General features: G+C 63.7%; 19 protein-coding genes. 8 read left to right on the forward strand and 11 right to left on the reverse strand.

What is annotated here, in order from left to right; all coding sequences use genetic code 11:
- Positions 1-15: 15 nt before the first annotated feature.
- Genes BT199_RS18625 through tagH form a run of 11 tightly spaced genes read right to left on the reverse strand, consistent with a single transcriptional unit; the run spans position 16 to position 15,995 of the window.
- On the reverse strand, positions 16-1,728 hold the full coding sequence (locus tag BT199_RS18625; RefSeq protein WP_072435249.1) for a formylglycine-generating enzyme family protein: 1,713 nt from the start codon (positions 1,726-1,728) through the stop codon (positions 16-18).
- Positions 1,721-2,905 (reverse strand): FtsX-like permease family protein, encoded by a 1,185-nt coding sequence (locus tag BT199_RS18630; RefSeq protein ID WP_019818122.1) that lies wholly within the window; start codon positions 2,903-2,905, stop codon positions 1,721-1,723. Before BT199_RS18630 ends, BT199_RS18625 begins: the two co-directional genes overlap by 8 nt.
- A complete protein-coding gene (locus tag BT199_RS18635) occupies positions 2,905-3,609 on the reverse strand; it encodes an ABC transporter ATP-binding protein (RefSeq protein WP_014720492.1) in 705 nt (234 codons plus the stop codon). Before BT199_RS18635 ends, BT199_RS18630 begins: the two co-directional genes overlap by 1 nt.
- Positions 3,609-6,587: a serine/threonine-protein kinase gene (locus BT199_RS18640; protein WP_072435250.1), complete on the reverse strand. Its 2,979-nt coding sequence runs from the start codon at positions 6,585-6,587 to the stop codon at positions 3,609-3,611. Before BT199_RS18640 ends, BT199_RS18635 begins: the two co-directional genes overlap by 1 nt.
- Positions 6,584-7,303, reverse strand: coding sequence for a PP2C family protein-serine/threonine phosphatase (locus BT199_RS18645; protein WP_072435251.1), 720 nt, complete (start codon positions 7,301-7,303; stop codon positions 6,584-6,586). The genes BT199_RS18640 and BT199_RS18645 overlap by 4 nt, the downstream gene beginning before the upstream one ends.
- Positions 7,304-7,957: a type VI secretion system-associated protein TagF gene (gene tagF / locus BT199_RS18650; protein WP_072435252.1), complete on the reverse strand. Its 654-nt coding sequence runs from the start codon at positions 7,955-7,957 to the stop codon at positions 7,304-7,306.
- Positions 7,954-11,454, reverse strand: a complete 3,501-nt coding sequence (gene tssM, locus BT199_RS18655) for a type VI secretion system membrane subunit TssM (protein ID WP_072435253.1) — start codon at positions 11,452-11,454, stop codon at positions 7,954-7,956. The genes tagF and tssM overlap by 4 nt, the downstream gene beginning before the upstream one ends.
- Positions 11,451-12,740: a DotU family type VI secretion system protein gene (locus BT199_RS18660; protein WP_014720496.1), complete on the reverse strand. Its 1,290-nt coding sequence runs from the start codon at positions 12,738-12,740 to the stop codon at positions 11,451-11,453. The genes tssM and BT199_RS18660 overlap by 4 nt, the downstream gene beginning before the upstream one ends.
- Before the next feature lie 6 nt (positions 12,741-12,746).
- Entirely contained in the window at positions 12,747-14,081 is a 1,335-nt protein-coding gene (gene tssK / locus BT199_RS18665) for a type VI secretion system baseplate subunit TssK (protein WP_019818126.1), read from the reverse strand.
- An 18-nt stretch (positions 14,082-14,099) separates the two neighbouring features.
- Positions 14,100-14,609, reverse strand: coding sequence for a type VI secretion system lipoprotein TssJ (gene tssJ, locus BT199_RS18670; protein WP_019818127.1), 510 nt, complete (start codon positions 14,607-14,609; stop codon positions 14,100-14,102).
- 57 nt (positions 14,610-14,666) lie between these two features.
- On the reverse strand, positions 14,667-15,995 hold the full coding sequence (tagH, locus tag BT199_RS18675; protein WP_014720498.1) for a type VI secretion system-associated FHA domain protein TagH: 1,329 nt from the start codon (positions 15,993-15,995) through the stop codon (positions 14,667-14,669).
- A 393-nt stretch (positions 15,996-16,388) separates the two neighbouring features.
- Between tagH and tssA the strand changes: the two genes are divergently transcribed.
- From tssA to tssH, 8 genes are all read left to right on the forward strand, one after another.
- Positions 16,389-17,405, forward strand: a complete 1,017-nt coding sequence (tssA, locus tag BT199_RS18680) for a type VI secretion system protein TssA (protein WP_072435254.1) — start codon at positions 16,389-16,391, stop codon at positions 17,403-17,405.
- A 54-nt stretch (positions 17,406-17,459) separates the two neighbouring features.
- The gene (gene tssB / locus BT199_RS18685) at positions 17,460-17,966 is read left to right on the forward strand and encodes a type VI secretion system contractile sheath small subunit (RefSeq protein ID WP_003195557.1); all 507 of its coding nucleotides are present in this window, start codon (positions 17,460-17,462) and stop codon (positions 17,964-17,966) included.
- A 2-nt stretch (positions 17,967-17,968) separates the two neighbouring features.
- Positions 17,969-19,465: a type VI secretion system contractile sheath large subunit gene (gene tssC, locus BT199_RS18690; protein ID WP_003195559.1), complete on the forward strand. Its 1,497-nt coding sequence runs from the start codon at positions 17,969-17,971 to the stop codon at positions 19,463-19,465.
- Positions 19,466-19,620: 155 nt separating this feature from the next.
- Entirely contained in the window at positions 19,621-20,109 is a 489-nt protein-coding gene (locus BT199_RS18695) for an Hcp family type VI secretion system effector (RefSeq protein WP_003195562.1), read from the forward strand.
- A gap of 72 nt (positions 20,110-20,181) precedes the next feature.
- Positions 20,182-20,697: a type VI secretion system baseplate subunit TssE gene (tssE, locus tag BT199_RS18700; protein WP_003195563.1), complete on the forward strand. Its 516-nt coding sequence runs from the start codon at positions 20,182-20,184 to the stop codon at positions 20,695-20,697.
- The gene (tssF, locus tag BT199_RS18705; protein WP_020302842.1) at positions 20,694-22,553 is read left to right on the forward strand and encodes a type VI secretion system baseplate subunit TssF; all 1,860 of its coding nucleotides are present in this window, start codon (positions 20,694-20,696) and stop codon (positions 22,551-22,553) included. The genes tssE and tssF overlap by 4 nt, the downstream gene beginning before the upstream one ends.
- A complete protein-coding gene (tssG, locus tag BT199_RS18710) occupies positions 22,517-23,560 on the forward strand; it encodes a type VI secretion system baseplate subunit TssG (protein ID WP_072435255.1) in 1,044 nt (347 codons plus the stop codon). Before tssF ends, tssG begins: the two co-directional genes overlap by 37 nt.
- Positions 23,553-26,213, forward strand: a complete 2,661-nt coding sequence (gene tssH / locus BT199_RS18715; RefSeq protein ID WP_019818130.1) for a type VI secretion system ATPase TssH — start codon at positions 23,553-23,555, stop codon at positions 26,211-26,213. Before tssG ends, tssH begins: the two co-directional genes overlap by 8 nt.
- The last annotated feature ends 69 nt before the right edge of the window (positions 26,214-26,282 follow it).

The following is a 26,282-nucleotide window of genomic DNA, read 5'->3' on the forward strand; positions in this document are numbered from 1 at the left end:
CTAGACAGCCAACGATCAAGACCGCTGACCGCTCGCTGCGAGCAATTCCTTCAAGATCGTTGCCGGGTCGGCCCGCTGTTGCTTGCGGTAGTTGCCGACATGGCGAACGAACAGTGTCGCGCGCGTCACCAGGCTCTTGCCGAGCACTGGCTTGCGATCCAACTCTTCCTTGATCCGTTGAAACTGCGCCTGGATCACCGCATCGGTGTAGCGCGTGCCGGTGGCCAGGTTGTCGATGTAAATCGCCACCGCGCCGTCCAACGCGCTGCGTCCATTGGTAATGGCCATGTCAAACAGCTGCGCGCTGGCCTCGTCCTTGCTGTCCACCGCCTGCTGGCGACTCTTCTGCAGGTTGGCCAGGCGGATGTTGTAGTTGCTGATGGTCTCGGCCACCAACGCCGCCGACTGGATCAAATTGCCCGCGGCTTCTTCGCGTTGCTGGGCGATCAGCGACACGTTGCGCTTGAGCTCTTCGTTGACCAGGCCCAGCTCGGCTTGAAGCTTGGGATCGACACTGGCGGCGATGATGCTGTCCAGGCGCTTGGTCGGGTCCTGGGCGTCGTCGATGGCATCGGTCAGCGCGGCCAGACGGCCTTCCTTCTGCCATTGGGCAAACAATTCCTTGTAGCGCGAGCGCGGCGCCGACAACGCGCCAATCGCCACGCGAAAGCCGGTGGTCTGGTTGCTTTGCTCGGTGCCATCAGCGGCAAACAGCGGGTATTCGCGGCGCATGCCGGTGAACAACGTGCCCTCGCCTTCCAGGTAGTTGCCGCCCTTGACCACAAAGCCGCCGTAGGTGCCCTGGCGGCGGCCAGCGTGTACCAGTTGGAAGGATTCCTGGACCATTTCCGCGGCGTTGCCGATCACGTCGAACATGCCAATGGGGTTGGGCAACTTGGTACCGATGGGCATCAACCGCGCCGCCTGGCCGGTGCCGCCGGCCACTTGGTTGAACACCGCGTAATCGGCCAGCGGACCATCGCTTTCACTGCCCTCGGCGCGCCGTGGATACAGACGGCCTTCGAGGTCCTGGCGGCTCACCGCCTGGCCGCCGCGTGCGGCGTACTCCCACTCCACTTCGGTGGGCAGGCGCACAAAACCCAGGCCGCCGTCTTCGGCCGACGCACCGCGCCCGCTTACCGGCAGCAGTTCGCGGTGGTATTTCATCAGCCAGGCGCTGTACACCGCCGAGAAACGCTCGGCTTCAAAGCGCGACAGTTTCACCTTGGGCAAACGCCCGGCCATGCCGCTGGGCGCCTCACATGCGGGAGCCGGTTCTCCGCTGGCCAGGGATTGCGCCTGGGCCATCACCTGGGCGTACTGGCGAGCAGTCACTTCGTATTTGCCGATAAAGTACAGCATGGGCTTGAGCGGGGTCTTGGCGTCGGTCTTCGGCATCTGCGGCGCGATGACCTTGCTCCAGTCCTTGGGCAAGTCCTTGAGGGTGAACTGGCCGTTGATGAAGTCGCGCCGGTAGCCGGAAATAAACGACTGCTGATAACCCGCCTCGCCTTCGGCAAAGGGGTAGCCCAGGTTGATTTCACGGTCATCCAGGGTGCCCTGGGCCAGAATGTAGGCGTAGCGGAATACCATGTTACCTTCGCAGGGCAGCGGCAGGCTCACGTCGTCCGGCAACGGCTTGGGGTTGTCGAGCTTGTCACTTGCCTCATCGGCCCAGGCCAGCGAGGCCAGGCTCAGCGCCACGCAGGCGCCCAGTAATTTATACATCTCTGATTCCTTCAGAAGCCTGGATACGTGCCACCCGCCAACCACCACAGGCGGCCGCCACGGCACTGACACCGAGCACCGCCACCAGGGCCAGGCCATAATGGCGCGCCAACAGGTGGCTGGCGTACTCGCCCGGCACCTGCACAAAAAGCTTGTTCAACGCCGCCTCAGCCAGGCCATACAGCCCAACGCTGAGCACAGCGGCAAAACCCGCGCTGTATAGCGCTTGCAGCAGCACAAACAGCAACAAGGCGGCGGTGGAAAACCCCAGCAGGCGCAACACCGAGAGTTCACGGTGCTTACGCGCTACCGCCGCCAGGGTGCCCGCGAAAATCGCCGCAAACGCCCCGGCCAACGCCAACCCGGCGATGATCCAGAACACAATCGACAGGTTGCGGCTCAACGATTGCACTTGAGCGATGGTGTGCGCCTGGGTTGAAACCAACAGGTTCTGCCCGGCGAAATACACCCGCAACGGTTCCACATCACTGAGGCTGCGCGCGTACAGGCGAAACGCCGGGTAGATACGCTGTTCGCTCACGCTCGCCGCTTCACCGGCCCAACCCAACGCCGGCACCGCACGGCCATCGCGATAATCTTCCGCTGCCTCCAACAACGCCAGATCGGCAAACAGGCCCTCGCGAACGAAGGCCTCCAGCGGCAACACCGCCAGCACCTGCAACCGCGTGCGCTGGGCCTCGACGCGCCCCGCCACTTGCCGCGCAAAGCTGGTTTCCAGCCAGTCACCGGGCCTTGCCGCGAGCTTTTCGGCGGCGGTATGGCTGAGCACGATCTGGTCCAGGCCGTGGGGCATCGGCAAGCCTGCCAACAACGGGTCGCCTGCGGCAGTCGGCAGCATTTCCAGGGTCAGGGTGCCCACCTGCGCCGTGGCGGCAATTTGCCGTGTGCGCGGCACAGCAAACGCCACCTCGCTGCGCTCACCCAGTTGCGCGATAAACGCCGCGCTGAATCGACCACCGCCCAATGGGATGATTTCACGGCTGGCGGGGTCGGTCTCCAAGCGTTCGGTCAAACTGCTAACCAGTCCAAATTTCAGCCCGAATAACACCAGCAATGGCGCGATAACCGCCACCAATGCCAACACCGAACAGGCCGACAACCACCCATCGTTGCGGTAGTCCTGCCACGCAAGCGAAGCAACCAGGCCGATGCGCATCAGCACGCCTCCCCGAGGGTTGCGGTGATACCGCCGTCTGGATCGCGCTGGCAACTGATACGCCGCACCTGCAAGCCACTGGCGCGGGCCAGCGGTTCATCATGGGTGGCGATCACACAGGCCGTACGGTGTTCGCGGGCCTGGGCCAGCAGCGCCTGCATCACGCGTTCGGCGTTGAGCGGGTCCAGGGACGCCGTCGGCTCATCAGCCAGCACCAGTTGCGGCCCATGGGCCAGAGCCCGCGCACAGCTGACCCGCTGGCGTTGGCCCACCGACAACGCCGCCGGGCGCTTGGCCAACTGATCGCTGATCTGCAACTGCTCAGCCAGGCGCGCCACGCGGCCGTCGTCCTGCAAGCCCAGCAGTTGGCGCGACAGCGCGATATTGCCGCGCACGTCCAGAAACCCCAGCAACCCCCCGGTCTGCGGCACATAGCCCAAGTGCTGGCTGCGTAACGCGGCCAGCGCCGATTGCCGGTCGGCACGCCACAGCGCGCCGACGTCGTGTTGGTTGAATGCAAACTGCCCCACCTGATCCGGCGCCAACACCAGCGCCAGCAGGTCGAGCAAGGTGCTCTTGCCGCAACCACTGGGGCCGACAATTGCCAGTTGTTCACCCGCGCCCAGCTGCAACGCAGGGATCACCAGGCTGTAGCGCTGGCTACCGACGCCCCGGCTCTTGTGCACCGCGCTCAGGTTCAACATTACGGCAGCGTCGACAGCGGCACGCGATACAACGCATCGCCCGGTTCGGCATCGCCGAAACGGACCCAGTTAGCCACGTCGTTATGGAAGGTTTCATACAGACGGATTTTCGAATCCAGCTCGTCGATAAAGTCTTCCTGCTCGGCCACGCTCAATGACAACCACAGGTCCTGGGTCATGTTCAGCGACTTGCTGCGGTACGGCAGGCCCTCCAGGTATTCACCGAGCAGGCCGCCGTCAGCCAGGTTGCCGCCCTTGCGCAGGGCCTGCGGGTCGCGGCTCATATAGGCCGAGGCGCTGGCGATTTCCTGGAAGAAATCCTTGGGCGAGCTTTGGGTCTTGCGCGCCGCATCCACGATCAACTTCAACGATTGTTGCAGGTCGTTGAGTTGCAGCTTGGTCAACATCACGCACACCTGGAACGCTGGCAGCGCCGGGTTGGTCAGGTCACGATCAGCGGTCCAGGCGCTGACCAATTGCGGTGCCTGGCTCGCGGTCTTGCGCCCGAGAAAGTCCATGTGCATGGCATAGCCGACGGCGGCGGACTTGTCCGCCAGGCTCGGCGCGGCATTGAGCAACGGCACGGGCTGCGGCGTGTTGCTGCGCACCTGATGCACCAGGTTGGCGAACACCGTGCCGATCTCATCGACGCGCTCACCCAGCTTGCGCACATCGCCCCCTGGCACCGGCGTGTACAGGTCGCCGATCTGCGGGTTGGCGTCGGCGGTGAGGACGCGATACTGGCTCTCGGCGCCGGCATGGGTTTTCTTGCCGGCATCGGTGCGCAGGTGCAGCGCGTAGATCTTGATCTGCTTGCCCAGCGCCGCCTGGCGCACTTCCGCTTCGTTCATCTGGGTGGCGGCGAACGGGTCGTTCTTGCGCAGCGCGCCGGCATCGGAGACCAGCAGGATGATGCGCCCGCCGTAGCCGGACCAATCCATGCCGTCCACTGCCTGCATCACCCCGGCAAACGCATCTTCGTTGAACGAGTGGCTGGACACCGTCGACGCTTTGACCTGGCGCGCCATATCCAGAAAGCGCTGCGGGTCGCGGCCTTGGTCGAGGCTGATCAGGGTCTTGGCGACATACTCAAGGCCCGGGGTTTTCTGGATGCTGCTGCGAAAGCCGACCATGCCGAAGCTGACGCTGTCCAACTCGCCACGCTCGGCAATGCGGGTTTGCAGCTCGTGCACCACGTCGCGAATCTGGTCGATGTAGGGCTGCATCGACACGGTGGTGTCCACCACCAGCACCACCGCCGTGCGGAACGCGTCGGCATTGGCGCTGAGCGTCGGGCTGGCGGGTCTGGCAGCGGCGCGGCTGCCTGGGTCGATGGAGGCCACGTTGAGCAACTGCACCGGCTGGCCGTTGTCGTCGAAGCTCTCCTTGGAATCGAAGATCGGCAACAGGTAGAACTGGTTCTGCGGCACCGCGCTGGCGGTGGGTTCCAGGGCCAGGACTTGCTGGTTGTCTTCACGGTTGTTCTGCGCCTTGGCCAAGGCGCTTTTCGCTGCGGCAGGGTCCGCCAGCAGTTTTTCCACCTCACCGGGCTGGCGCAGGAACATCACGGGAGCCCGGCCGGAGCGCTCGGTGAACTTGAGCACCAGGCTTTGTTTCCAGTCGCTGACCTGGGAGGCTGGCAGCCAACCGTCGCTGCGACCATCAGTGGCCGCGCCGACGCGTACCCACTGGCTGCCATCGACCTCTTTGCGCTGGTACACGTAGAGCACGGAAAACGCCGGCAGCGCTTTACCCGGCGTACTCCCGGCGTCCGCTGAAAGCTGGGCGCCGGGTTTGCTGAGTACACGCTGGAACAAGGTTTTCTTGCCTGCCATCAGCAACGGGCGCTGACCGCCATCCACTTCAGCGACAGCCACGGGCGGCGTCACCTTGGGCACCACGGCGGCTGGCGGCTTGGCCGGTTCATCGCCGCCGCTCAACCACCAGTAGCTGGCGCCACCAATGGCCAACGCGACGGCGACTGCCACGGCGGCCAAAGCCAATACCGGCCCACGGCGCTGCTCGGACGGGGCATTGTGCTGCGTCGGCGTCACCACCGGTTGACGCACTATTGGCTGCGGCTGCGGTTTATCCGTCGGAATGTCGATGGTGACAGGGGTCATGCCCGCCAGATCAAAGCTCAATGGAATCGGCAGCGGCCGCACCAGCGTGGCATCCGATTCATCAGCCGGCAGTTGATCCAGCGCCAACAACAACGCTGCCGCATCCGGATAACGTTCCGCCGGGTCCTTGGCCAACAACTTGCGCAGCACGCCCTGATAGCGCCCATGGTGCACAGGCAATTCCGGCAAGGGTTCGGTCAGGTGCGCCAGCGCCGTGGAAAGCGCATCGGTGCCGTTATAAGGCAGCTTGCCGACGAGGATTTCATACAGCACCACGCCCAGCGCGTAGAGGTCGGCGCGGCCATCGATCTCCTGGCCCCGCGCCTGCTCCGGGCTCATGTAGCTCGGCGTGCCCACGGCAAACCCGGCCTGGGTGAACTGGGTGCGATCGTCCAGCGACTTGGCAATCCCGAAGTCCGACAACACTGCCGTGCCATCGGCGCGAAACAGAATGTTCGCCGGCTTGACGTCGCGGTGCACCAGCCCTTGGGCATGGGCATAGCCCAGGGCCGAGGCAATCTGGCGGATCAGCGTCACGCCCTGCTCCGGGGTCAGCCCAGCAGCGATGCGCTCCTTGAGCGTGCCGTTGGGCAGGTATTCCATGGCCATGTAATACAGCTCACCGACGTTGCCGATGTCATGGATGGTCACCGTGTGCGGGTGCGACAAGCGCGCCTGGGTCTTGCCCTCGCGCAGGAAGCGTTCGCAGAAACTCGGGTCGGCCGCCAGCGCCGCCGCCATCACCTTCAACGCCACCTTGCGCTCCAACGAGCGCTGGGTCGCCAGGTACACGCTGGCCATGGCGCCTTCGCCAATCTCGCCTTCGATGTCATAACCCGGGATGACGATGTTCATGACGAGACCTTCACGACGAGGGTGGTGATGTTGTCCGGTGCGCCGCGATTTAGGCCCAAGTGCACCAGGCTGCGCACGATTTCATCCGGTGCGTCATGGCTGAGCACCTCGCGGATTTCGTGGTCTTCGACGGTTTTGTTGAGGCCATCGCTGCACAGCAAATAGCTGTCGCCGGGAGCGATCAACAGGTCCACCGAGGCGACTTCCAACTGGGCCTCAACGCCAATGGCGCGGGTGACGATATTGGAGCGCGGGTGGGTGCGGGCGTCGGCTTCGCTGAGCAGGCCGCTGTCTTGCAGGTCTTGCACGTAGCTGTGGTCGCGGGAAATGCTTTCCAGCACGCCGTCGCGCAAGCGGTACAGGCGGCTGTCGCCGGCCCACAGGCACACCCCGCGCAAGCCGCGCGCGGCAAACACCACCACGGTGCTGCCCATCATGGTCACGCCACGGTTGGCGGTTTCTTCGCGCACGGCCGCGTTGATGCGCAGCAGGTCATTGCGCAGCGCCGCCGAGTATTCATCCAGAGAGCGGCCCAGCGGCACATGGCGCAGGCTGTCGACGATCAAGCTGCTGACATAGTCGCCCGCCGCGTGCCCGCCCATGCCATCGGCCACCACCCACAGGCGGTTTTCCGGCAGATCCAGAAAGGCATCTTCGTTGACTTGGCGAACCATGCCCACATGGCTTTTGCTCGCGGATTCGTACGTCACGCCCATCTACACCACACCTTCTTGTCCGAGCAAAAACTGCGCAAAATCGCTGGCGGCAGGCAGGCCCTGGCACCGTAATAAACCGGGGGAGATACGCTGCGAGCCTCGCCCCCACCACAGGCTTGCGCCCTCGCACGCCTGTTCGGCCAGTGCGGTCATACGCTGGTGCGGCACGGTGGCTGCCACCCTTTGCAGGCCGGCGAAACGGCTGTCCACCGCCCGCGGCTCGCTGGCCGGCACACCCAACTCGTCGAGCCCGGCGTTGAAGCTTTCGAAGGTCGCGCCGCTGTCGAGGGTGCTGAGCAACAAGGTTTCAGCCTGCTCGAACCAGGCGTCCGAACCGCCCACCAGCGACGCCGGGTTGGTGTCGTGATCCAGCAAGGTCACCACCGCCAGCGGAAAGTAACGCCCGACCCGGTCAATGCTCGGCATCACCACGCCCGCCGCCGCGTCCGGCCCGCACACGCCCGGCGCCAGCACAAAGCGCCACAACGGGCTGACCAGGTACGTATTCAGCCAGTCAGCGCCGAGGCTGTTCTGGCTGGCGAGCAAACCCGCCGCCAGCCAGCTGTCCCACGGGCCGATAAAGCTCTGCGGCAAGGCGCGGCTGACGAAGTCCCCGCGGCTGGCCAACTTGCCGTAGAAACCCAGGGCCGTCATAGCCGCTCCGGCAGGCTGAAGCCACTGAGCACGCGGCTCTTGAACGGGTTGAAGGCACTGTTGGCGCGCAACTCGTAGGCGATGCTCGCGCCATCGACTCGCAGGCGCAGGTTGAAACGATCCGGCGAGTTGCCTGCGGTGAGGTCTGATTGCTCCAGCAGACGGAACCAGGCCCACGGGCCGTCCAGAGTGATGCCGGAGCGACCACTGGCCGACGGGGGCATGATGGAAATACGCACCACGCCAATGCTGCCCGGGTTCGGCCATTGCATCGCCACCGGCCGGCTCGGGCCGTGGTCGTAGCTCAATTGCTGGCCGTCCAGGTCAAGCAGAAACTGAGTGATGGTAGGGTCCATCGACACCGGCTTGAGTTCGAAACGCACGATGGGTTGGGTGCCACCGGAGCGGAAGAACGCGTCCCGAATCGACGCCGCACGCTGGAAGGTTTGCAGCACGCCAGGAGCAATCCCCAGCTTCTGCGCCGCCCCAGGTTGCCAGCGCCAGGTCTGTGCCGATGTGTCCACATAGGGCTGCAGGTATTTGCGGAAGTAGTTGTCCATCACCCCGCCCACGCCGAAGAACTGGCCGAAGTCATCCAGGGTGGCGTCCCGCGCACTGCCCGGCGACATCGGGTAACGCCCGGCCAACGACTGGCGATACACGTTGACCACCTCACTGACCCAGGCCGCGTTCAGCTGGTTACGCACCCCGCCCATCATGCTGTTGGTGGTGGAATTGACCACCGACTTGACCATGCCCTGCACCAGCGGCGGCTGACGCTCGGCGTTCAGGCTGACCCGCGTGGCCGCAGCCGCCGCCTGGTTCTTGGCCTCACCGAGCAAGGCATCGCCGCTGGCACCGACCATGGCACTGACCTGCACATACAGTGCATTCATGTCCGACAGCAGGCCGTCGATGGCCGCCGGTTCACCTTCGTTTTTGCTGACGATGCTGTTGAGTTCGGCAAAGTGCGCGGTCACCGGATCATCCGCCGGTGCCGGTGCATTCGCCGTCGGTTGCGCCTCGCCCAGCAAACTGCCGAGGCGCTCCTTGAGCTTGTCCACGCCGCCTTCCACCGGCACGCCTTTGGCGGCCAGTTGGCGTTCTTCGGCTTGCAGGTCGGTTTCCCTGGCAACCGCCACCAGCAGCTTTTTCAGCGGCGAGGTGGGACCGGAAATCACCCGCAGCACATCGGCGGCCTGTGCCACGCTGGTGATCGGCACAAAGTCGATGTCGGCGAGCAACGCGTCCCACTGGCGCTGGTAATCCTGGAAGTACAAACGGCGCACGTCGGCGGCCAGGCTCACCACGTTCTGCTGGTCGGCCTGTTCATGGCCCAGCACCCATTGCTCTTCGGCCAGGGTGCCGGTCTGGTTCAAGCTGCTGAGCAAGAACGCCTGGCGATAGCCTTTGGCGGTAAAGAAACCACTCAACGGCTCACCCAACGGCTTGCCGCTCTTGCGGCTGAACACTAGCGCGGCATCGCGACCGGCGGCTTCGTTGAGGCGAAAGTCCGGGATACCTTCGGGCAGTTTCTGGCGCTTGACGCGGTCGTACACGCGCTGGGCTACCGGCAATTGCTGCAACTGCCGACGCAAATCGTCGATCAGCCGTGGGTCCAGGCGTGCGCTCGGCGGGTGGCGTTCGAACAGCGCCTGCAAGTGCCCGGCCAGGGCCTGACGCTGGTCGGCCGGCAGGTCGCGGGGCAGGTTGCGGTCCCAGTCCAGGGCGATCCAGGCCTTGATGAAGTCCGGGTCGTAATGCTCGGTGTCGGCGAGCATCAGGTAAGCCTTGAGGCCCTCGTAGAGAAAGTCCGAGTTACCGCCGCCGTGCAGTTGCTCTTCGATACGCGTCACCAGGCGTGGCGCGAACACGGCGATCAACAGTTTGCGGTACACGCTGGCGGACTCGGCTTCGAGCATATCGCCCTGGTACAGCCCCAGCCCTTCGGACCAGCTCGGTGAATCCCCCGCCAGGTTCTTCACGGCGTTGAGCAACGGCAGCACGGCGAGCACTTCCCGCTGTGCCGGGCTCAGGTTCTGGACGGTCTGGCCCAGGGGCGCGACCTTCTGATCGACCTGGGCGATATACGCCTGGTTGGCGCGATAGCTCACCCACCACAGGCTGCTGACCACCACCACCAGCGTGACGGTGGCCGCCAGTACGCCACGGGCGATCCACTTGCGGCGCCGCTCGACTTTCGGGTTCACCCCCACCAGGCCGCGCTCGGCAAAGGCCACGGCGGTGAAGAGTTTTTCGATGAAGTAACTGCGCCCAGTGCCGCTCTGGCGCGCCAGGTGCTGGCGGTCCAGGTTCATGCTCTGGGCCATGGCACCGATCAGGCGGTCAATCGGGCTGCCTTCCTGGGTGCCGCTGGTGAAGTACACGCCACGCAGCAACACGCGCTCTTCAAAGGCGTTGGGTTTGAACACGCCTTCGAGGAAGTTTTGCAGGCAATCTTTCAACGCGCCGAACTGCTGCGGGAAGCCGTAGATCAGGTCGCGTCGTGCCGGGTCGCGTTCCTGTTGCAAGCGCTCGACCAGGCGTTCGTTGAGGCGCTGCTCCAGGCCGGCGAATTCGCTTTGCAGGTGCGCCAGCGGGCTGTCGCTGTTTTTGCCGTCGTCCAGGGCAAAGGTCATGCCCCACACCTGGGCGCGCTCTTCCTTGCTCAGGTTGTCGAAGAACTCCATGAAGCCCGGCACCAGGTCGAGCTTGGTGAGCATCAGGTAGATGGGGAAACGCACGCCCAGTTGCGTATACAGCTCCTGGATGCGCAGGCGAATCGCGGCAGCATGGGCTGCGCGCTCGGCGTCGGTGCCCAGCAGCAGATCCGAGAGGCTGATGGCGATAAAGGCACCGTCGATAGGCCGGCGCGCACGCTGCTTTTTCAGCAAGTCGAGAAAGCCCAGCCAGGCGGCTTTGTCCACCGTGGAGTTGCTGTCCTGGGTGGTATAGCGGCCAGCGGTGTCGAGCAATACGGCCTGGTCGGTAAACCACCAGTCGCAGTTGCGCGTCCCCCCCACGCCCCGCACCGCACCGGCGCCCAATTGCGCCGCCAGTGGGAAATGCAGCCCGGAATTGACCAGCGCGGTCGTCTTGCCCGAGCCCGGCGGGCCGATGATCACATACCACGGCAACTCGTAGAGGTTGCGGCGCTCATCGCCGCCCAGCTTGGCCTTTTTCAGCAGTGCCAGGGCTTCGTCCATGCGCTGGCGCAGCGTGGACAGCTCTTCGGCGGTCGCAACGCTGTTGGGGTCGACCGGGGTTTCTGCGGCCAGGCTGCGCATCACTTCGGCGGCCTGGCGACGGGCCTGGATGATGCGGAACACGCGGTAGGCCACCCACAGCGCAAACACCAGCACGATCAGCGCCCAACGGCGCCCTTCGGGCACCAGCACGTCCAGCAGCGGGCCAACAAACCAGATGATCAGGCTCAGGGCAATCAGGCCCAGCACGGGGATCACCCAGCGAATCATGAAACTGAAAAACGCCTTCACTCGACGCCCTCCGCCAATACGGTGATTTCAACCCGACGATTGCGGGCACGGCCTTCGGCAGTACTGTTTGTGGCCAACGGCTCGGTGTCGCTGCGGCCTTCGGCGCTGAAGCGTTCGGCCTGGCCGGTCTTGGCCGCGAGAATCGCCAGCACCGACTTGGCCCGGGCTTCGGACAACGCCCAGTTGGACGGGAAACGCAACGTGGCAATCGGGCGGTTGTCGCTGTGCCCGGTGACACGCACCTGGCCCTTGACCTTGCGAATGGCGTCAGCGATGCGCAGCATCAGCGGCTGGTAGTCATCGACGATGCTGGAGCTGGCCGAGGCGAACAGCTCATCGCCACGAATGGTCACGACAGAGCGGTCGACCTTGTCTTCCACCGCCACGCGGCCGGCCTTGATGTCGTCGGCCAGGAACCCGGCCAGGCGCGGGCGCTCAATCACTTTGGGCTGCGCCACCGGACGGTCGATGGCCTGCACCGGGATCTCGCCCAGGGCATGAATATTCTTGAACACCGGCTCGGCGTCCGAGGCCAGCTTCAGGCGCAGGCCGAACAGCAACGCCAACAGCAGCGCCAAGCCAATCGCCACGGCAATCCATGGCGGCATGAATTGCGCCAGGCGATCACGGGCCACGGTTACACCGCGCCAGTGCGGCGACAGCTCACGCTCGTGCTCGCCACGGGCGCTGCGTATCGCTGCGGCGGTGCGTTCACGCAAGGCTTCCAACTGGCTGCGCCCGTCGGTCATCACGCGGTAACGCCCTTCAAAACCCAGGCACATGCACAGGTACAACAGCTCCAGCAGGTACAGGCGTTCCCGTGGGCTTTGCAGACAGTGGTCAAGCAACTGGAAAACCTTTTCGCCACCCCAGGCTTCGTTGTGCACGGTGATCAGCAGGCTCTGCTTACCCCAGTCACTGGTGCTGCCCCACGGCGTGCTCAGCACCGCTTCATCCAAGGCAGTGCACAGCGCGTAACGGGCCAACAGCACTTCATTGCGTGCCACACCGGCGGCTTCGGCGCGTTCTTCGAACTGGCGCAGGTACGCCAGCAACTGCGCACGCAGGCTGGCCGGCGCGGGATGGGCAATGGTGTTGCGCAACCGCGTCAACAACGCCAGCAACGGGCCGGCGGCACTTTCGAGCGGGTTGAGGCCCTGGCTCTTGCCGGTGAGGATCGGCGCAGCCGGCATCGACAGCGGCGCAGGTTCGGCACGCGCGGGTGCAGGCTCTCGGCCACCCGGGCGCGGCATGAACTGGGTGCGGTCATCATCATTGGGATGCATCGCCAATTATCCTCGGATCGCCCAGAAGGCCAGGTTCAAGCCCGGGAACTGCCCGGCGATATGGAAGGCGAAACCGCCGGAATTATTCAGCTGCTGCCAGTGCTCGCTGCCACGGTCCAGCTCGTAGTAGGTGCTGCCAGCGTGATAAGGCAACTGGCGTGGCGCCACCGGCAACGGCAGCAGGCCGATGCCCGGAAGTTGCAGGTTGACCATGTCGCGGATGTGCTCCACCGAGCCGACCTTGCTCTGCTGGCCGAAACGCGCACGCAGGGTTTCGCCGGGCACATCGGCGCGTACCACGAGGATGAAACTGGCGTTGTCGAGCAGGGTCTTGTCGGCCAACATCGCCACATGGATGCCGTAGGCTTTCTCCACAATGGGGATCGGCGTGGCCTTGCTGTCGATGAGCATCGACAGCGCTTCACGCAGGGCCGCCATCACCGGCATGAAGCTCAGGGCCAGGTCGTCGTGCTGGTACTGCGGGTATTCGTGTGGACGGCGGCTGGAGGTTGAGAAGGTGGAAAACTCACCGGCCAGGCTGACCAGTTCGCTGAAGAAGCGCTCCGGGTGCAACGGGCTCAACTGGCTGAAGTGCTGGATCAGCGGCTGGGCGCGGTTGACCAGTTGCAACAGCATGAAGTCGGCGATCTCAGAGGCACCCCCGGCACCCGAGGCCACCACGCGGCCGGCCAGGGCTTCGCCACGCTGGTGCAACAGGCCCAGCAGTTCGCTGCGAAAGGCAGTCAGCGGCTTGCTTGCGGCCACGTCCAGCACGGGCGGGATGTAAGTGTCATCGAGCACCAACGCACGGTCGGCACGCTTTTCCTTGATGCGTACCAGGCCGATGGCGGCGTAGTCGCTGATGCCGTCCTGCGCCGTCAGCAGGCGCAATGCCCGCGACCCCACCGCCACCGGTGCACGGTTTTCGAACGGGGCGTTGTCGTCGCGCACTTCACGCACCTGGCTCACGTAGCGCGCCGCTTCCAGGGCTTCACCCTCGTCCACCGTGTCACGGGCGCCGGCGCGCTTGAGCGGCAGGGCCAGGTACACCAGGCCGTCGCGCAGGTTGTCGTCGATGTTCAACGGGCTCGGCGCCAGGTCGTCCTGGGGAATATTGAACGGCGTGCCATCGGGCAGCAGGCCGCGGGCCGACACAATCGCCAGCTTGCCCTGGGCCAGCAGGCCCTGGTCGATCAGCAGTTCGGAGAACCCCCAGGCACCCGCTGACAACGGACGGCTGCGGGCATCGATCAGGTTTTCCAGGTAACGGTCATGCTGCTGGAAGTGCTGCGTTCCGATGAACATGCCTTCCGACCAGACCACGCGATTGTTCCAGGACATGGGGGCTCCGATTGCTTGTTATTGGGCTGGGCTGGATGGGGAAGCCACGACGTCGGCGCGCACGGCATGCACGTCGAGGCTGATCTGGTATTCGCTGTATTGGCGCGGCGGCACGTTGATGACCGTGCGCCATTGCGCACGGTCCAACTCGCGGTAGCCCACCAGCAAGCCGATCTGGCGCGTGGACGGGTCGAGATCGCGCTGCAGGCTCAGTTGTTGGCCGGGCTGCACCATCACTTCGTCCTGGTCCAGCAGGTCGAGGCCGAGGGTCGATTGCGCACGGTCCGCCAGGGCGAAGTAATCGGAGCGTGAAAAGGTCGCGGCGTTTTTCAATTCGAAAATGCGCACCCGCACCGGCGCGGCCTGGCCGTTGGCACCGGGGTTAAGCCCGGCAATCGCATGAAAATGCAGCTCAACGGCGGCCGTGTCAGCTTCGGCCTCGGCAGCCGCCTGGGGTTTGGCAGTGTCGTTGGCACACGCCGTCAGCAGCAGCGCGGTGGCGGCTGCGAGTAAAAACCTGGGAATCATCCTGCGTCCTCAATGACGTATTTAGCTATCCGTTTTATCCATTGGTGCGAGGCGTTTTCAGCGTCGCTGTCGTGCACTGTGTTCTTCGTAGGCCCGGCTGAATTCGCGACCGAACAGGTCCTGGAAATCGTCCTGGGCCTCGCGGGAAATGTTGCTGTAGAGCTCGGTGAACTGCTGCCAGTACTGGGCCTGGCGCGAACCGTTGAACAGACTCGAGAGGCCGCCGGGTTTGCCCATGCGCTCCTCCAATTGCGCCGGTTCAAAGCGCGTGAGCAGGTGTTTGATCGCCGCTTCCACGCCAGCCATCACGGCCAACTGGTGGGCGCGCAGGTCGTCGAAACTGTCACGTACGGCGAGGTCCGGCGCCATAAACGCCTGGTTGCCATGACGCAGCAACAGCAGTAACGCTTCATCGGCATTCGGGGCGAATTTCAACGGGTTGTTTTCGGCGGGGCGGATCATCGTCTGCTGCATGCGAAACTCGCCCTTGAGGCTGGCACGGGCGCGCAGTACGTCGATCAGGCCCTCGACCATCAGCCGGTAGCTGCGGCCGATGCTTTCCATCTGCGCGCAAGCGTCGGCTTTGTCCAGGCGCAACTGGTCCAGGCCCGCACCGCGCAGAAAGGCTTGCAGGAGGTCCGGTTGTGGCTCGGCATTGGCCACGGGGAGCGCAACAGGCTCGACCACAGGTGGCGGCGGGATGATCGGGTCTGGGGCGGGCGCAGCATTGACCACGGGCGCGGGCGCGTCGCCGAACAGGTCCCAGTCTTCGGGAATCACCGAGCCTTGCACCAATGGCTTTTCGGGCGCCGGTACGGCCACTGGGGCCGGGGGGCGAAAATCGTGTTGCTCGGACGGCACATGGTCCGCCACGGTGGGCGGCGGCACGGCGGTGGGGCTGAGGAAGTCGAACAGGTCTGGCAAAGTTTCCATGGCCGAGGCGCCCTGGAACTGCGGCGCGATCATCGGCGTGGGCGCAGGTTGGCTCGCCACGGCGCCCATCAGCGCTTCAAAGCTATTGGGTGAGTCGCCGGCAAATGGCTGGCTGTCGATGGCCTGCACGTTGAAGTCGATACGCGCCTGGATTTCGTAATCGCCGATGCGGATCAATTCACCGTCTTGCAACGGCTCGCTGTTACCCCGACGCATACGAATACCCGCCTTGACCAACTCCACACCATTGGTGCTGTTATCGGTCAAATAATAACGGCCATCTTTGTATTGAATAACGCAATGTTGCGAAGAGACGAGACGCTCAGGGTCGGGCAATACCCAGTCATTGTCAGAACTGCGGCCAATAGCCATCACGCCCTGATCCATGGACTTTTCGGGGCATTGCCCAGGTGTGATCTTGTGATAACTAGTGATAGTCAAACACAGCGACATCTTGCCTCCTTGCTGATACATCGCGCGCAGTCTACCCAGGAGGCAGCACCGCCCTGGAGAGTCCCGTCCTGTCGTACAAACGACCGCCAAAATCTGCTTTTACCAGCATGATCGCTGATCTTAACTGGCTTCCATGACAAAAATCCGCTCTGGGCGCGCCTTTCGACTCGCCAGTCGCGCAGGTTGTTAAACACCGCACATCTGTCACAGAGGGCGAATAGCTTACCTTGACAAGCCATAAGTACTACACCAAAAATGCACAACTTCTTGAACATCAGTGATGGCGCAGTAGTGGCACGCTGAGTATATGACCAAGAAAACATGCAAAGTTCATTACGCAACTAATGCATGCGTTGCCCGCCATCCAGCGGGCCGATAAGGAGATCGAATTCAGTGGATGTGCCGTTGCTGCTCACCGCCGTTTCCGCGACGTCGCCCTGTGGCGAGGACATGGAATATGACGCGCAATTTCTGCAATTGGAACGTGATGCCAAGGGCCAACCCGAACGCAGCATGGGCGACTCGATCCTGCCCGCTGAGCCGCCCGAGTGGCGCAGCATCCAGCAGCAAAGCCTCGACCTGTTGCAGCGCAGCAAAGACCTGCGCATCACCCACTTTCTGCTGCAAAGCACCCTCGCCCTCCAAGGTGTGGCCGGGCTGGCCGAAGTCCTCACGCTGATCGACGCCTTGCTGCGCCAATACTGGGCCGAGCTGCACCCGCGCCTGGATGCCGACGATGACAACGACCCCACCGTGCGCATCAACGCCCTTACCGGCCTGACCTGCGAGACCAATATTCGTCTGCTGCGCGAAAGCATCCTGACGCGCTCGCGCACCTTCGGGCCCGTGACCCTGCGCGCAGCGCTCAACGCCAGCGGCCTGCAGAGTTTCGCCGATGAGCAGTTGGGCAACCAGCAACTCAACGCCGCGTTCCTGGACAGCGACCCCGAACAACTGCAAGCCACCCGTGACGCCTTGAGCGCGGCGCGTGCGGCGTGCGAGGCCATTGAGCAACAGGTCAATGACCAAGTCGGTTCCGCCCAGGGCGTGGACCTCAGCGCCTTGAAGCAGCCGCTCAAACAGGCCCTGCAACTACTCAACCAAGCGGTGCCAGGCACCGACAGCAGCAGCGATCCCGAGGCCGTCAGTGAAGACAATGCCCCCTCGGTCGACGCCGCCGCGCCCGCAGCTCCTCGCCCGACGGGCGACATCGCCACCCGCGACGATGTGCTGCGCAGCCTCGACAAGATCCTTGCGTACTACACCCGCCACGAGCCTTCGAGCCCGCTGCCGGTATTGTTGAACCGAGCCAAGAATCTGGTACATGCCGACTTTGCGGCCATCGTGCGCAATCTGATTCCCGATGGCATGTCCCAATTTGAAAACCTGCGCGGCCCCGACAGCGAGTAAGCCGCCGGACCGTGCAGTAACAACACCGTCGCTCAAGCGACCAGGAGCAGCAACGTGGCGAAGCAAAGTTCTCAGAAATTCATCGCGCGCAACCGTGCGCCTCGAGTGCAGATCGAGTACGACGTCGAGCTTTACGGCGCCGAGAAAAAGGTCCAGCTGCCCTTCGTGATGGGCGTGATGGCCGACCTCGCCGGCAAGCCTGCCGAGCCGCTGGCACCCGTGGCCGACCGCAAGTTCCTTGAGGTGGACGTCGACAACTTCGACTCACGCCTCAAGGCCATGCAGCCACGCGTCGCGTTCCACGTACCCAATGAGCTGACAGGCGAAGGCAACCTGAGCCTGGACATCACCTTCGAAAGCATGGACGACTTCAGCCCGGCCGCCGTGGCCCGCAAGGTCGACTCCCTGAATCAGCTGCTCGAAGCCCGCACCCAATTGGCCAACCTGCTGACCTACATGGACGGCAAGACTGGCGCTGAAGAAATCATCATGAAGGCGATCAAGGACCCGGCATTGCTTCAGGCACTTGCCAGCGCGCCCAAGCCTGCAGGGGAGCAGTAATCATGACGGACAACACCGCCCGCGAAGGCAGCCAGATCCTGGGTACCACCGAAGAAGCCAGCGAGTTCGCGAACCTGCTGCTGCAAGAATTCAAACCCAAGACCGAGCGTGCCCGCGAAGCCGTTGAAACCGCGGTGCGCACCCTGGCTGAACAGGCCCTGGCGCAAACCGACCTGGTGTCCAACGACGCGATCAAGTCGATCGAATCGATCATCGCCGCCATCGACGCCAAGCTCACCGCCCAGGTCAACCAGATCATCCACCACCAGGATTTCCAACAACTGGAAAGCGCCTGGCGTGGCTTGCATTACCTGGTCAATAACACCGAGAGCGATGAGCAACTGAAGATTCGCGTGCTCAACATCTCCAAGCCAGACCTGCACAAGACCCTGAAGAAATTCAAGGGCACCGCGTGGGACCAGAGCCCGATCTTCAAGAAGATGTACGAAGAAGAATACGGCCAGTTCGGTGGCGAACCTTACGGCTGCCTGGTGGGTGACTACTACTTCGACCAGTCGCCGCCCGACGTGGAACTGCTGGGCGAGCTGTCGAAAGTCTGCGCCGCCATGCACTCGCCTTTCATCGCTGCGGCCTCGCCGACCGTGATGGGCATGGGCTCGTGGCAGGAACTGTCGAACCCACGCGACCTGACCAAGATCTTCACCACCCCGGAATACGCCGGCTGGCGCTCGCTGCGTGAATCGGAAGACTCGCGCTACATCGGCCTGACCATGCCGCGCTTCCTGGCACGCCTGCCGTACGGCGCCAAGACCGACCCGGTAGAAGCCTTCGCCTTCGAAGAAAACACCGACGGCGCCGACAGCTCCAAGTACACCTGGGCCAACGCCGCCTACGCCATGGCAGTGAACATCAACCGTTCGTTCAAGCACTACGGCTGGTGCTCGCGCATCCGCGGTATCGAGTCTGGTGGTGAAGTGGAAAACCTGCCGGCCCACACGTTCCCTACCGATGACGGTGGCGTGGACATGAAGTGCCCGACCGAAATCGCCATCAGTGACCGCCGTGAAGCGGAACTGGCGAAGAACGGTTTCATGCCGCTGCTGCACAAGAAAAACACCGACTTCGCCGCGTTCATTGGCGCCCAGTCGCTGCAAAAGCCTGCCGAATACGACGACCCGGACGCCACCGCCAACGCCAACCTGGCCGCACGCCTGCCGTACCTGTTCGCCACCTGCCGTTTCGCCCACTACTTGAAGTGCATCGTGCGCGACAAGGTCGGCTCCTTCAAAGAGAAGGACGAAATGCAGCGCTGGTTGCAGGACTGGATCCTCAACTACGTCGACGGCGACCCGGCGCACTCCACCGAAACCACCAAGGCCCAGCACCCGTTGGCGGCGGCCGAAGTGATCGTGGAAGAAGTCGAAGGCAACCCGGGGTATTACAACTCCAAGTTCTACCTGCGCCCGCACTATCAGCTTGAAGGGCTGACGGTGTCGTTGCGCCTGGTATCGAAACTGCCTTCGGCAAAAAGCGCATAAGTAACGATTGAGCTAGCTCGTTCCCACGCTCCGCGTGGGAATGCCGCCCGGGACGCTCTGCGTCCCGGTGACGCGTAGCGTCACAGGATGCGTTACCACGCAGAGCGTGGGAACGATCACCCAATCAAGTGGCATGGGCCACACAGGGAGAAAACATGGCTGTTGATATTTTCATCAAGATCGGCGACATCAAGGGCGAGTCCATGGACAAGGCCCACAAGGACGAAATCGATGTGTTGAACTGGAGCTGGGGCATGTCCCAGTCCGGCAACATGCACGTCGGCGGTGGCGGTGGCGCGGGCAAGGTGAATATCCAGGACCTGTCGCTGACCAAGTACGTCGACAAGGCTTCGCCCAACCTGATGATGCACTGCGCCAGCGGCAAGCACATCGACAAGGTCAAGCTGACCGTGCGCAAGGCCGGTGGCGAGAGCCAGGTCGAGTACATGGTGATCAACCTGGAAGAAGTGCTGGTCACCTCCTTGAGCACCGGCGGTTCGGGCAGCGATGATCGCCTGACCGAAAACGTCACCCTGAACTTCGCCCAAGTGATGGTCGACTACCAGCCGCAGAAAGCCGACGGCACCAAAGACGGCGGCGCCATCAAGTTTGGCTGGAACATTCGCTCCAACACCAAACGCTGATAGCCCTTGTGGCCGTGGCCCGGTGCCACGGCCATTGTGTCCCTCTCGCAACCCGTCCGTGGAGCTGCTTTGGTGGTAACTGAAATCGCTTCCCGCGACCGTCTGCAACCGTCCCTGCTGGACCGGTTGACCGACGACGACCCGACCAACCCCAAGGAAAGCGCCGACAAACGCGTGCTGTCCCTGACCCAATTGAAGGCCTCGGTGCTGCGTGACCTGGCGTGGTTGCTTAACACCACCTCGTTACTCGATACCGATGCCACGCTGCACACCCCGGCCGGCACTTCGGTGGTCAATTACGGCCTGCCAGCACTGGCGGGCAACAGCGCGTCGAGCGTCGATATCAAAGCCCTAGAAGCCTTGATTTACCAGGCCATCGCCACTTTCGAGCCGCGTATTTTGCGCCACACATTGCGGGTCAAGGCGCGCATGGGCCATGGCGAGATGAATCACAACGCCCTGAGTTTCGAGATTGAAGGCGACCTGTGGGCACAGCCGGTGCCGTTGCGTTTGCTGTTGCAGACCGACGTGGACCTGGAGTCCGGCCATGTGCGCGTGCTCAATGCCGACCAGCGGAGACGCCCATGAACCCGCGCCTGCTGGAGCTGTACAACCAGGAATTGCACCACGTGCGCGAAAGCGCCGCCGAGTTCGCCAAGGAATACCCGAAGATCGCCAGTCGGCTGACCCTGTCCGGCATGGACTGCGCCGACCCGTACGTCGAACGTTTGCTTGAAGGCTTCGCCTATCTCACGGCCCGCGTGCAGCTCAAGCTCGACGCCGAGTACCCGACCTTCACCCACAACTTGCTGGAAATCGCCTACCCGCACTACTTGGCACCGACGCCGTCGATGACCGTAGTGCAATTGCAGACCGACCCCGATGAAGGCTCCCTGGCCGGCGGTTTCCCGCTGCCCCGGGACACGGTGCTGCGTGCCGCCCTGGGCCGTGAAACCCAGACCTGCTGCGAGTACCGCACCGCGCACCCGGTGACGCTGTGGCCGTTGCAGGTCAGCAACGCCGAATATTTCGGCAACCCCGCCGCCGTGCTCGGACGCCTGGCCGCCAGCGAACCGAAAGCCAAGGCCGGCCTGCGCCTGACCCTGCGCACCGGTGCCGAGCTGCCGTTCAACAGCCTCGACCTGGATACCTTGCCGCTGTACCTGAGCGGCGCTGATGAACAACCGTTTCGCCTCTACGAACAACTGCTGGGCAATGCCTGCGCGGTGTTTGCGCGCCAGCCCGGTGGCGATTGGGTCGAGCGCCTGCCCCAGGGCGCGTTGCGCTCGCGGGGGTTCGATGATGCCGATGCGGCCATGCCGGTGGTGGCGCGGGCGTTCCAGGGCTATCGCCTGTTGCAGGAGTACTTCGCCCTGCCCCATCGCTTCCTGTTCGTTGAGTTCGCCGAGTTGAGACGCGCGGTCAAGCGGTGTGACGGCCAGGAGCTGGAACTGATCGTGTTGTTCGACCGCCACGAACCGAGCCTGGAAGGCAGTGTCGGCGCGGCGCAGTTCTTGCCGTTCTGCACGCCCGCCATCAACCTGTTCCCCAAGCGCGTGGACCGCATCCACTTGTCCGACCGGGTCAATGAACACCATGTGATCGCCGACCGTACGCGGCCGATGGATTTCGAGATTCACTCCTTGAGCGGCATTACCGGCCATGGCACCGGACCGGAGCAGCCGTTCTTGCCGTTCTACGCAGTGCGCGATCCGTCGCGCTATGGCCGCGACCAGGCCTATTACAGCGTGCGCCGCGAGCCACGGGTGCTGTCCAGCGACCAACGCCGCAATGGCCCACGCTCCACTTATGTGGGCAGTGAAACCTTCGTCAGCCTGGTGGACAGCCGCCAGGCGCCGTATCGCCATGACCTGCGCCAACTGGGCGTGACGGCGCTGTGCACCAACCGGGACCTGCCGCTGTTCATGAGCGTGGGCAACGGCAAGACCGACTTCACCCTGGCCGACAGCGCGCCGGTACTGGCCGTGCGATGCGTCGCCGGGCCAAGCCGCCCGCGTGCCAGCCACGCACATGACGCCAAGGCCTGGCGCCTGATCAGCCAGTTGTCGCTCAACTACCTCTCCTTGAGCGAACAGGGCCAGGGCGCCGGCGCCTTGCGCGAATTGCTGCGCCTGTACGGCGACAGCAATGACGCCGCCCTGCAATTGCAGATCGAAGGCCTGCGCGAAGTCAGCAGCAAGGCGGTGACCCGACGCCTGCCGATGCCTGGCCCGATTGTGTTTGGCCGCGGCCTGGAAATCACCCTGGAGTTCGACGAAAACGCGTTTCGCGGCACCGGCGTGTTCCTGCTCGGTGCAGTGCTGGAGCGCTTCCTGGCACGCTACGTGTCGATCAACAGCTTTACCGAGACGGTGATCCGTACCACCGAACGCGGCGAGATCATGCGATGGAAAGCCAAGCCCGGACGGCGTCCGACCCTGTGAGAACCCTGGACGCGATGCACCAGGAGCCCTGGGAATATGACTTCTTCCAGGCATTGCGGCGCATCGAGTGCGAAACGCCCGAGCTGCCACGCCTGGGCCATTCCCTGCGCCTGGCCGATGATCCGCTGCGCCTGGGGCAGCAGGCCGATTGCACCTTCGCACCCGCCACCCTCGCCTCGGTCGACCCCGGTGGCGACGGCAAGCCGGCGCGGTTGGAGCAGTTCTTTTTCGGCCTCGGCGGCCCCAACGGGCCGCTGCCGCTGCACATCACCGAGTACGTACGCGAGCGCCAACGCAATAACGCCGACAGCACCAGCAAGCAGTTCCTGGATGTATTCCACCATCGCCTGCTGACCCTGTTCTATCGGGCCTGGGCCGAGGCGCGGCCAACGGTCAGCCATGACCGCCCGGACGATGACTACTGGTCCGCCCGCCTCGCCGCCCTGAGTGGCCGCGGGATGCCAAGCCTGCTCAATCAAGGGCTGATCCCCGATACCGCGAAGCTGCATTACAGCGGCCATCTGTCGGCGCAAACCCGCTACCCGGATGGCTTGAAAGCGATCCTGGGCGAGTACTTCGGCCTGCCGGTAGAGATCGAGGAATACGTCGGCCAATGGCTGGAACTGCCCGAGCGCAGCCGCGTGGGGGTCAACGCCAACCAGTTGGGCGTGGACTTCTGCCTGGGCAGCCACGTGTGGGACCGCCAGCACAAATTCCGCATCCGCCTGGGCCCGCTCACGCTGGATAACTACATGGGCATGCTGCCCGGCCAACAGCCGTTCAACGAGCTGGTGGCGTGGGTGGCCGAGTACCTGGGCCATGAATTGGACTGGGACTTGAACCTGGTTTTGCAACAACCCGAAGTACCGGCGCTGCAACTCAACGGCCAGTTCCGCCTGGGCTTCAACACCTGGCTCGGCCAACCTGCGCATGACGCCAACGACCTAATCCTGGCCCGGCATTACGCCGACCACGCCACCACCTCAAGGAATCCAGAGCATGGGTGAAATCAGTCGCGCCGCACTGTTCGGCAAACTCAACAGCGTGGCCTACAAAGCCATCGAAGCCGCCACCGTGTTCTGCAAATTACGGGGCAATCCGTATGTGGAACTGGCCCACTGGTTTCACCAGTTGTTGCAACTGCAGGACTCCGACCTGCACCGCATCATCCGCCAGTTCAACGTGGAGCCGGCGCGCCTGGCCCGCGACCTCACCGAAGCCCTGGACCGCCTGCCGCGCGGCTCCACGTCGATCACCGACCTGTCCTCCCATGTGGAAGAGGCCGTAGAACGCGGCTGGGTGTATGGCAGCCTGATGTTTGGCGAAAGCCAGGTGCGCACCGGTTATCTGGTGCTGGGCATCTTGAAGACACCGAGCCTGCGCCATGCGCTGCTGGGCCTGTCCGGCGAGTTCGACAAGATCAAGGCCGAGGCCTTGAGCGAGCGCTTTGACGAATACGTCGGTGACTCGCCGGAAAATGCCTTGAGCGCCAGCGATGGCTTCAATGCCGGCGTCCCTGGCGAGGCCAGCGGTGCCATGGCGCCCAGCGCGATGGGCAAGCAGGAAGCGCTCAAGCGCTTCACTGTGGACCTGACCGAACAGGCCCGCAGCGGCAAGCTCGACCCCATCGTGGGCCGTGACGAAGAGATTCGCCAACTGGTGGATATCCTCATGCGTCGGCGCCAGAACAACCCGATCCTCACTGGTGAGGCCGGGGTGGGCAAGACCGCCGTGGTCGAAGGTTTCGCCCTGCGTATCGTCGCCGGTGACGTGCCGCCTGCGCTCAAGGACGTGGAGCTGCGCAGCCTCGACGTGGGCCTGTTGCAAGCCGGCGCCAGCATGAAAGGCGAGTTCGAACAGCGCCTGCGCCAGGTCATCGAAGACGTGCAGGCTTCACCCAAGCCGATCATCCTGTTTATCGACGAAGCCCATACCCTGGTAGGTGCCGGTGGCGCTGCCGGCACCGGTGACGCAGCCAACCTGCTCAAGCCTGCCCTGGCCCGTGGCACCTTGCGTACCGTGGCTGCCACCACCTGGGCCGAGTACAAAAAGCACATCGAGAAAGACCCGGCCCTGACCCGCCGCTTCCAAGTGGTGCAGGTTGCCGAACCGTCGGAAGACAAGGCCCTGCTGATGATGCGCGGCGTGGCTTCCACCATGGAAAAACACCATCAGGTGCAGATCCTCGACGAAGCTCTGGAAGCCTCAGTGAAGCTCTCCCACCGCTACATTCCGGCGCGCCAGTTGCCGGACAAATCCGTAAGCCTGCTGGACACCGCCTGCGCCCGCGTCGCTATCAGCTTGCACGCGGTACCAGCAGAAGTGGACGACAGCCGTCGGCGTATCGAGGCCCTGGAAACCGAGTTGCAAATCATCGCCCGTGAGCATGCGATCGGCATTGCCATTGGTGCGCGTCAAACCAATAGCGAAGCGCTGCTGACCGCCGAGCGTGAGCGTCTGGCCACGCTGGAAAGCCGCTGGGCTGAAGAGAAAGCCTTGGTGGATGAACTGCTCGCCACCCGCGCAACCTTGCGCGAGAAAGCCGGTGTGGTGGACAGCGGCAACGATGAGTTGCGTGCGCAATTGGTCGACCTGCAACAGCGCCTCACCGCCCTGCAAGGCGAAACCCCGTTGATCCTGCCGACCGTGGATTACCAGGCCGTGGCCTCGGTGGTCGCCGACTGGACCGGCATCCCGGTGGGCCGCATGGCGCGCAATGAGCTGGAAACTGTGCTCAACCTCGACCAGCACCTGAAGAAACGCATCATCGGCCAGGACCATGCCCTGCAGATGATCGCCAAGCGCATCCAGACCTCCCGCGCCGGCCTCGACAACCCGAGCAAGCCGATTGGCGTGTTCATGCTGGCCGGCACCTCGGGTGTGGGCAAGACCGAAACCGCCCTGGCCCTGGCCGAAGCCATGTATGGCGGTGAGCAGAACGTCATCACCATCAACATGAGCGAGTTCCAGGAAGCCCACACCGTGTCCACGCTCAAGGGCGCACCTCCGGGCTATATCGGCTACGGCGAAGGCGGTGTGCTGACCGAAGCGGTACGGCGCAAACCCTACAGCGTGGTGCTGCTCGATGAGGTGGAGAAAGCTCACCCGGACGTGCACGAGATTTTCTTCCAGGTGTTCGACAAGGGCGTGATGGAGGACGGCGAGGGCCGGGTGATCGACTTCAAGAACACCCTGATCCTGCTGACCACCAATGCCGGGACAGAGCTGATATCCCAGGTATGCAAAGACCCGGCGAACATCCCCGAGCCCGAGGAAATCGCCAAGGCCCTGCGCCAGCCACTGCTGGAGATTTTCCCGCCGGCCTTGCTCGGTCGCCTGGTGACCATCCCGTACTACCCGCTGAGCGATGAGATGCTCAAAGCGATCACGCGCCTGCAACTGAACCGCATCAAGAAGCGTGTGGAGAACACCCACAAAGTCGCGTTCGAGTATGACGACGCAGTGGTCGACCTGATCGTCTCGCGCTGCACCGAGACCGAAAGCGGCGGGCGCATGATCGACACCATCCTGACCAACAGCCTGCTGCCGGACATGAGCCGCGAGTTCCTCACGCGCATGTTGGAAGGCAAGGCACTGGCGGGGGTGCGGATCAGTAGTCGGGATAATGAACTGCACTACGACTTCAGCGACACCGAATAATTATTGTTGGAATACGGTCAGTGTGGGAGCTGGCTTGCCTGCGATAGCGGTCTGACATTCAGCATTGAT

The organism is Pseudomonas sp. NFR02, assembly GCF_900119375.1.
GTDB classification, from domain to species: Bacteria; Pseudomonadota; Gammaproteobacteria; order Pseudomonadales; family Pseudomonadaceae; genus Aquipseudomonas; species Aquipseudomonas paracarnis.

Coding starts and splice junctions, on each gene's coding strand:
- tssG (WP_072435255.1), top strand. CDS start 22,517: ATGGAAAGCCAAGCCCGGACGGCGTCCGACCCTGTGAGAACCCTGGAC.
- tssF (WP_020302842.1), top strand. CDS start 20,694: ATGAACCCGCGCCTGCTGGAGCTGTACAACCAGGAATTGCACCACGTG.
- BT199_RS18660 (WP_014720496.1), bottom strand. CDS start 12,740: ATGCATCCCAATGATGATGACCGCACCCAGTTCATGCCGCGCCCGGGT.
- tssC (WP_003195559.1), top strand. CDS start 17,969: ATGACGGACAACACCGCCCGCGAAGGCAGCCAGATCCTGGGTACCACC.
- BT199_RS18630 (WP_019818122.1), bottom strand. CDS start 2,905: ATGCGCATCGGCCTGGTTGCTTCGCTTGCGTGGCAGGACTACCGCAAC.
- BT199_RS18695 (WP_003195562.1), top strand. CDS start 19,621: ATGGCTGTTGATATTTTCATCAAGATCGGCGACATCAAGGGCGAGTCC.
- BT199_RS18625 (WP_072435249.1), bottom strand. CDS start 1,728: ATGTATAAATTACTGGGCGCCTGCGTGGCGCTGAGCCTGGCCTCGCTG.
- BT199_RS18640 (WP_072435250.1), bottom strand. CDS start 6,587: ATGAACATCGTCATCCCGGGTTATGACATCGAAGGCGAGATTGGCGAA.
- BT199_RS18635 (WP_014720492.1), bottom strand. CDS start 3,609: ATGTTGAACCTGAGCGCGGTGCACAAGAGCCGGGGCGTCGGTAGCCAG.
- tagF (WP_072435252.1), bottom strand. CDS start 7,957: ATGACGGCCCTGGGTTTCTACGGCAAGTTGGCCAGCCGCGGGGACTTC.
- BT199_RS18645 (WP_072435251.1), bottom strand. CDS start 7,303: ATGGGCGTGACGTACGAATCCGCGAGCAAAAGCCATGTGGGCATGGTT.
- tssJ (WP_019818127.1), bottom strand. CDS start 14,609: ATGATTCCCAGGTTTTTACTCGCAGCCGCCACCGCGCTGCTGCTGACG.
- tssK (WP_019818126.1), bottom strand. CDS start 14,081: ATGTCCTGGAACAATCGCGTGGTCTGGTCGGAAGGCATGTTCATCGGA.
- tagH (WP_014720498.1), bottom strand. CDS start 15,995: ATGTCGCTGTGTTTGACTATCACTAGTTATCACAAGATCACACCTGGG.
- tssH (WP_019818130.1), top strand. CDS start 23,553: ATGGGTGAAATCAGTCGCGCCGCACTGTTCGGCAAACTCAACAGCGTG.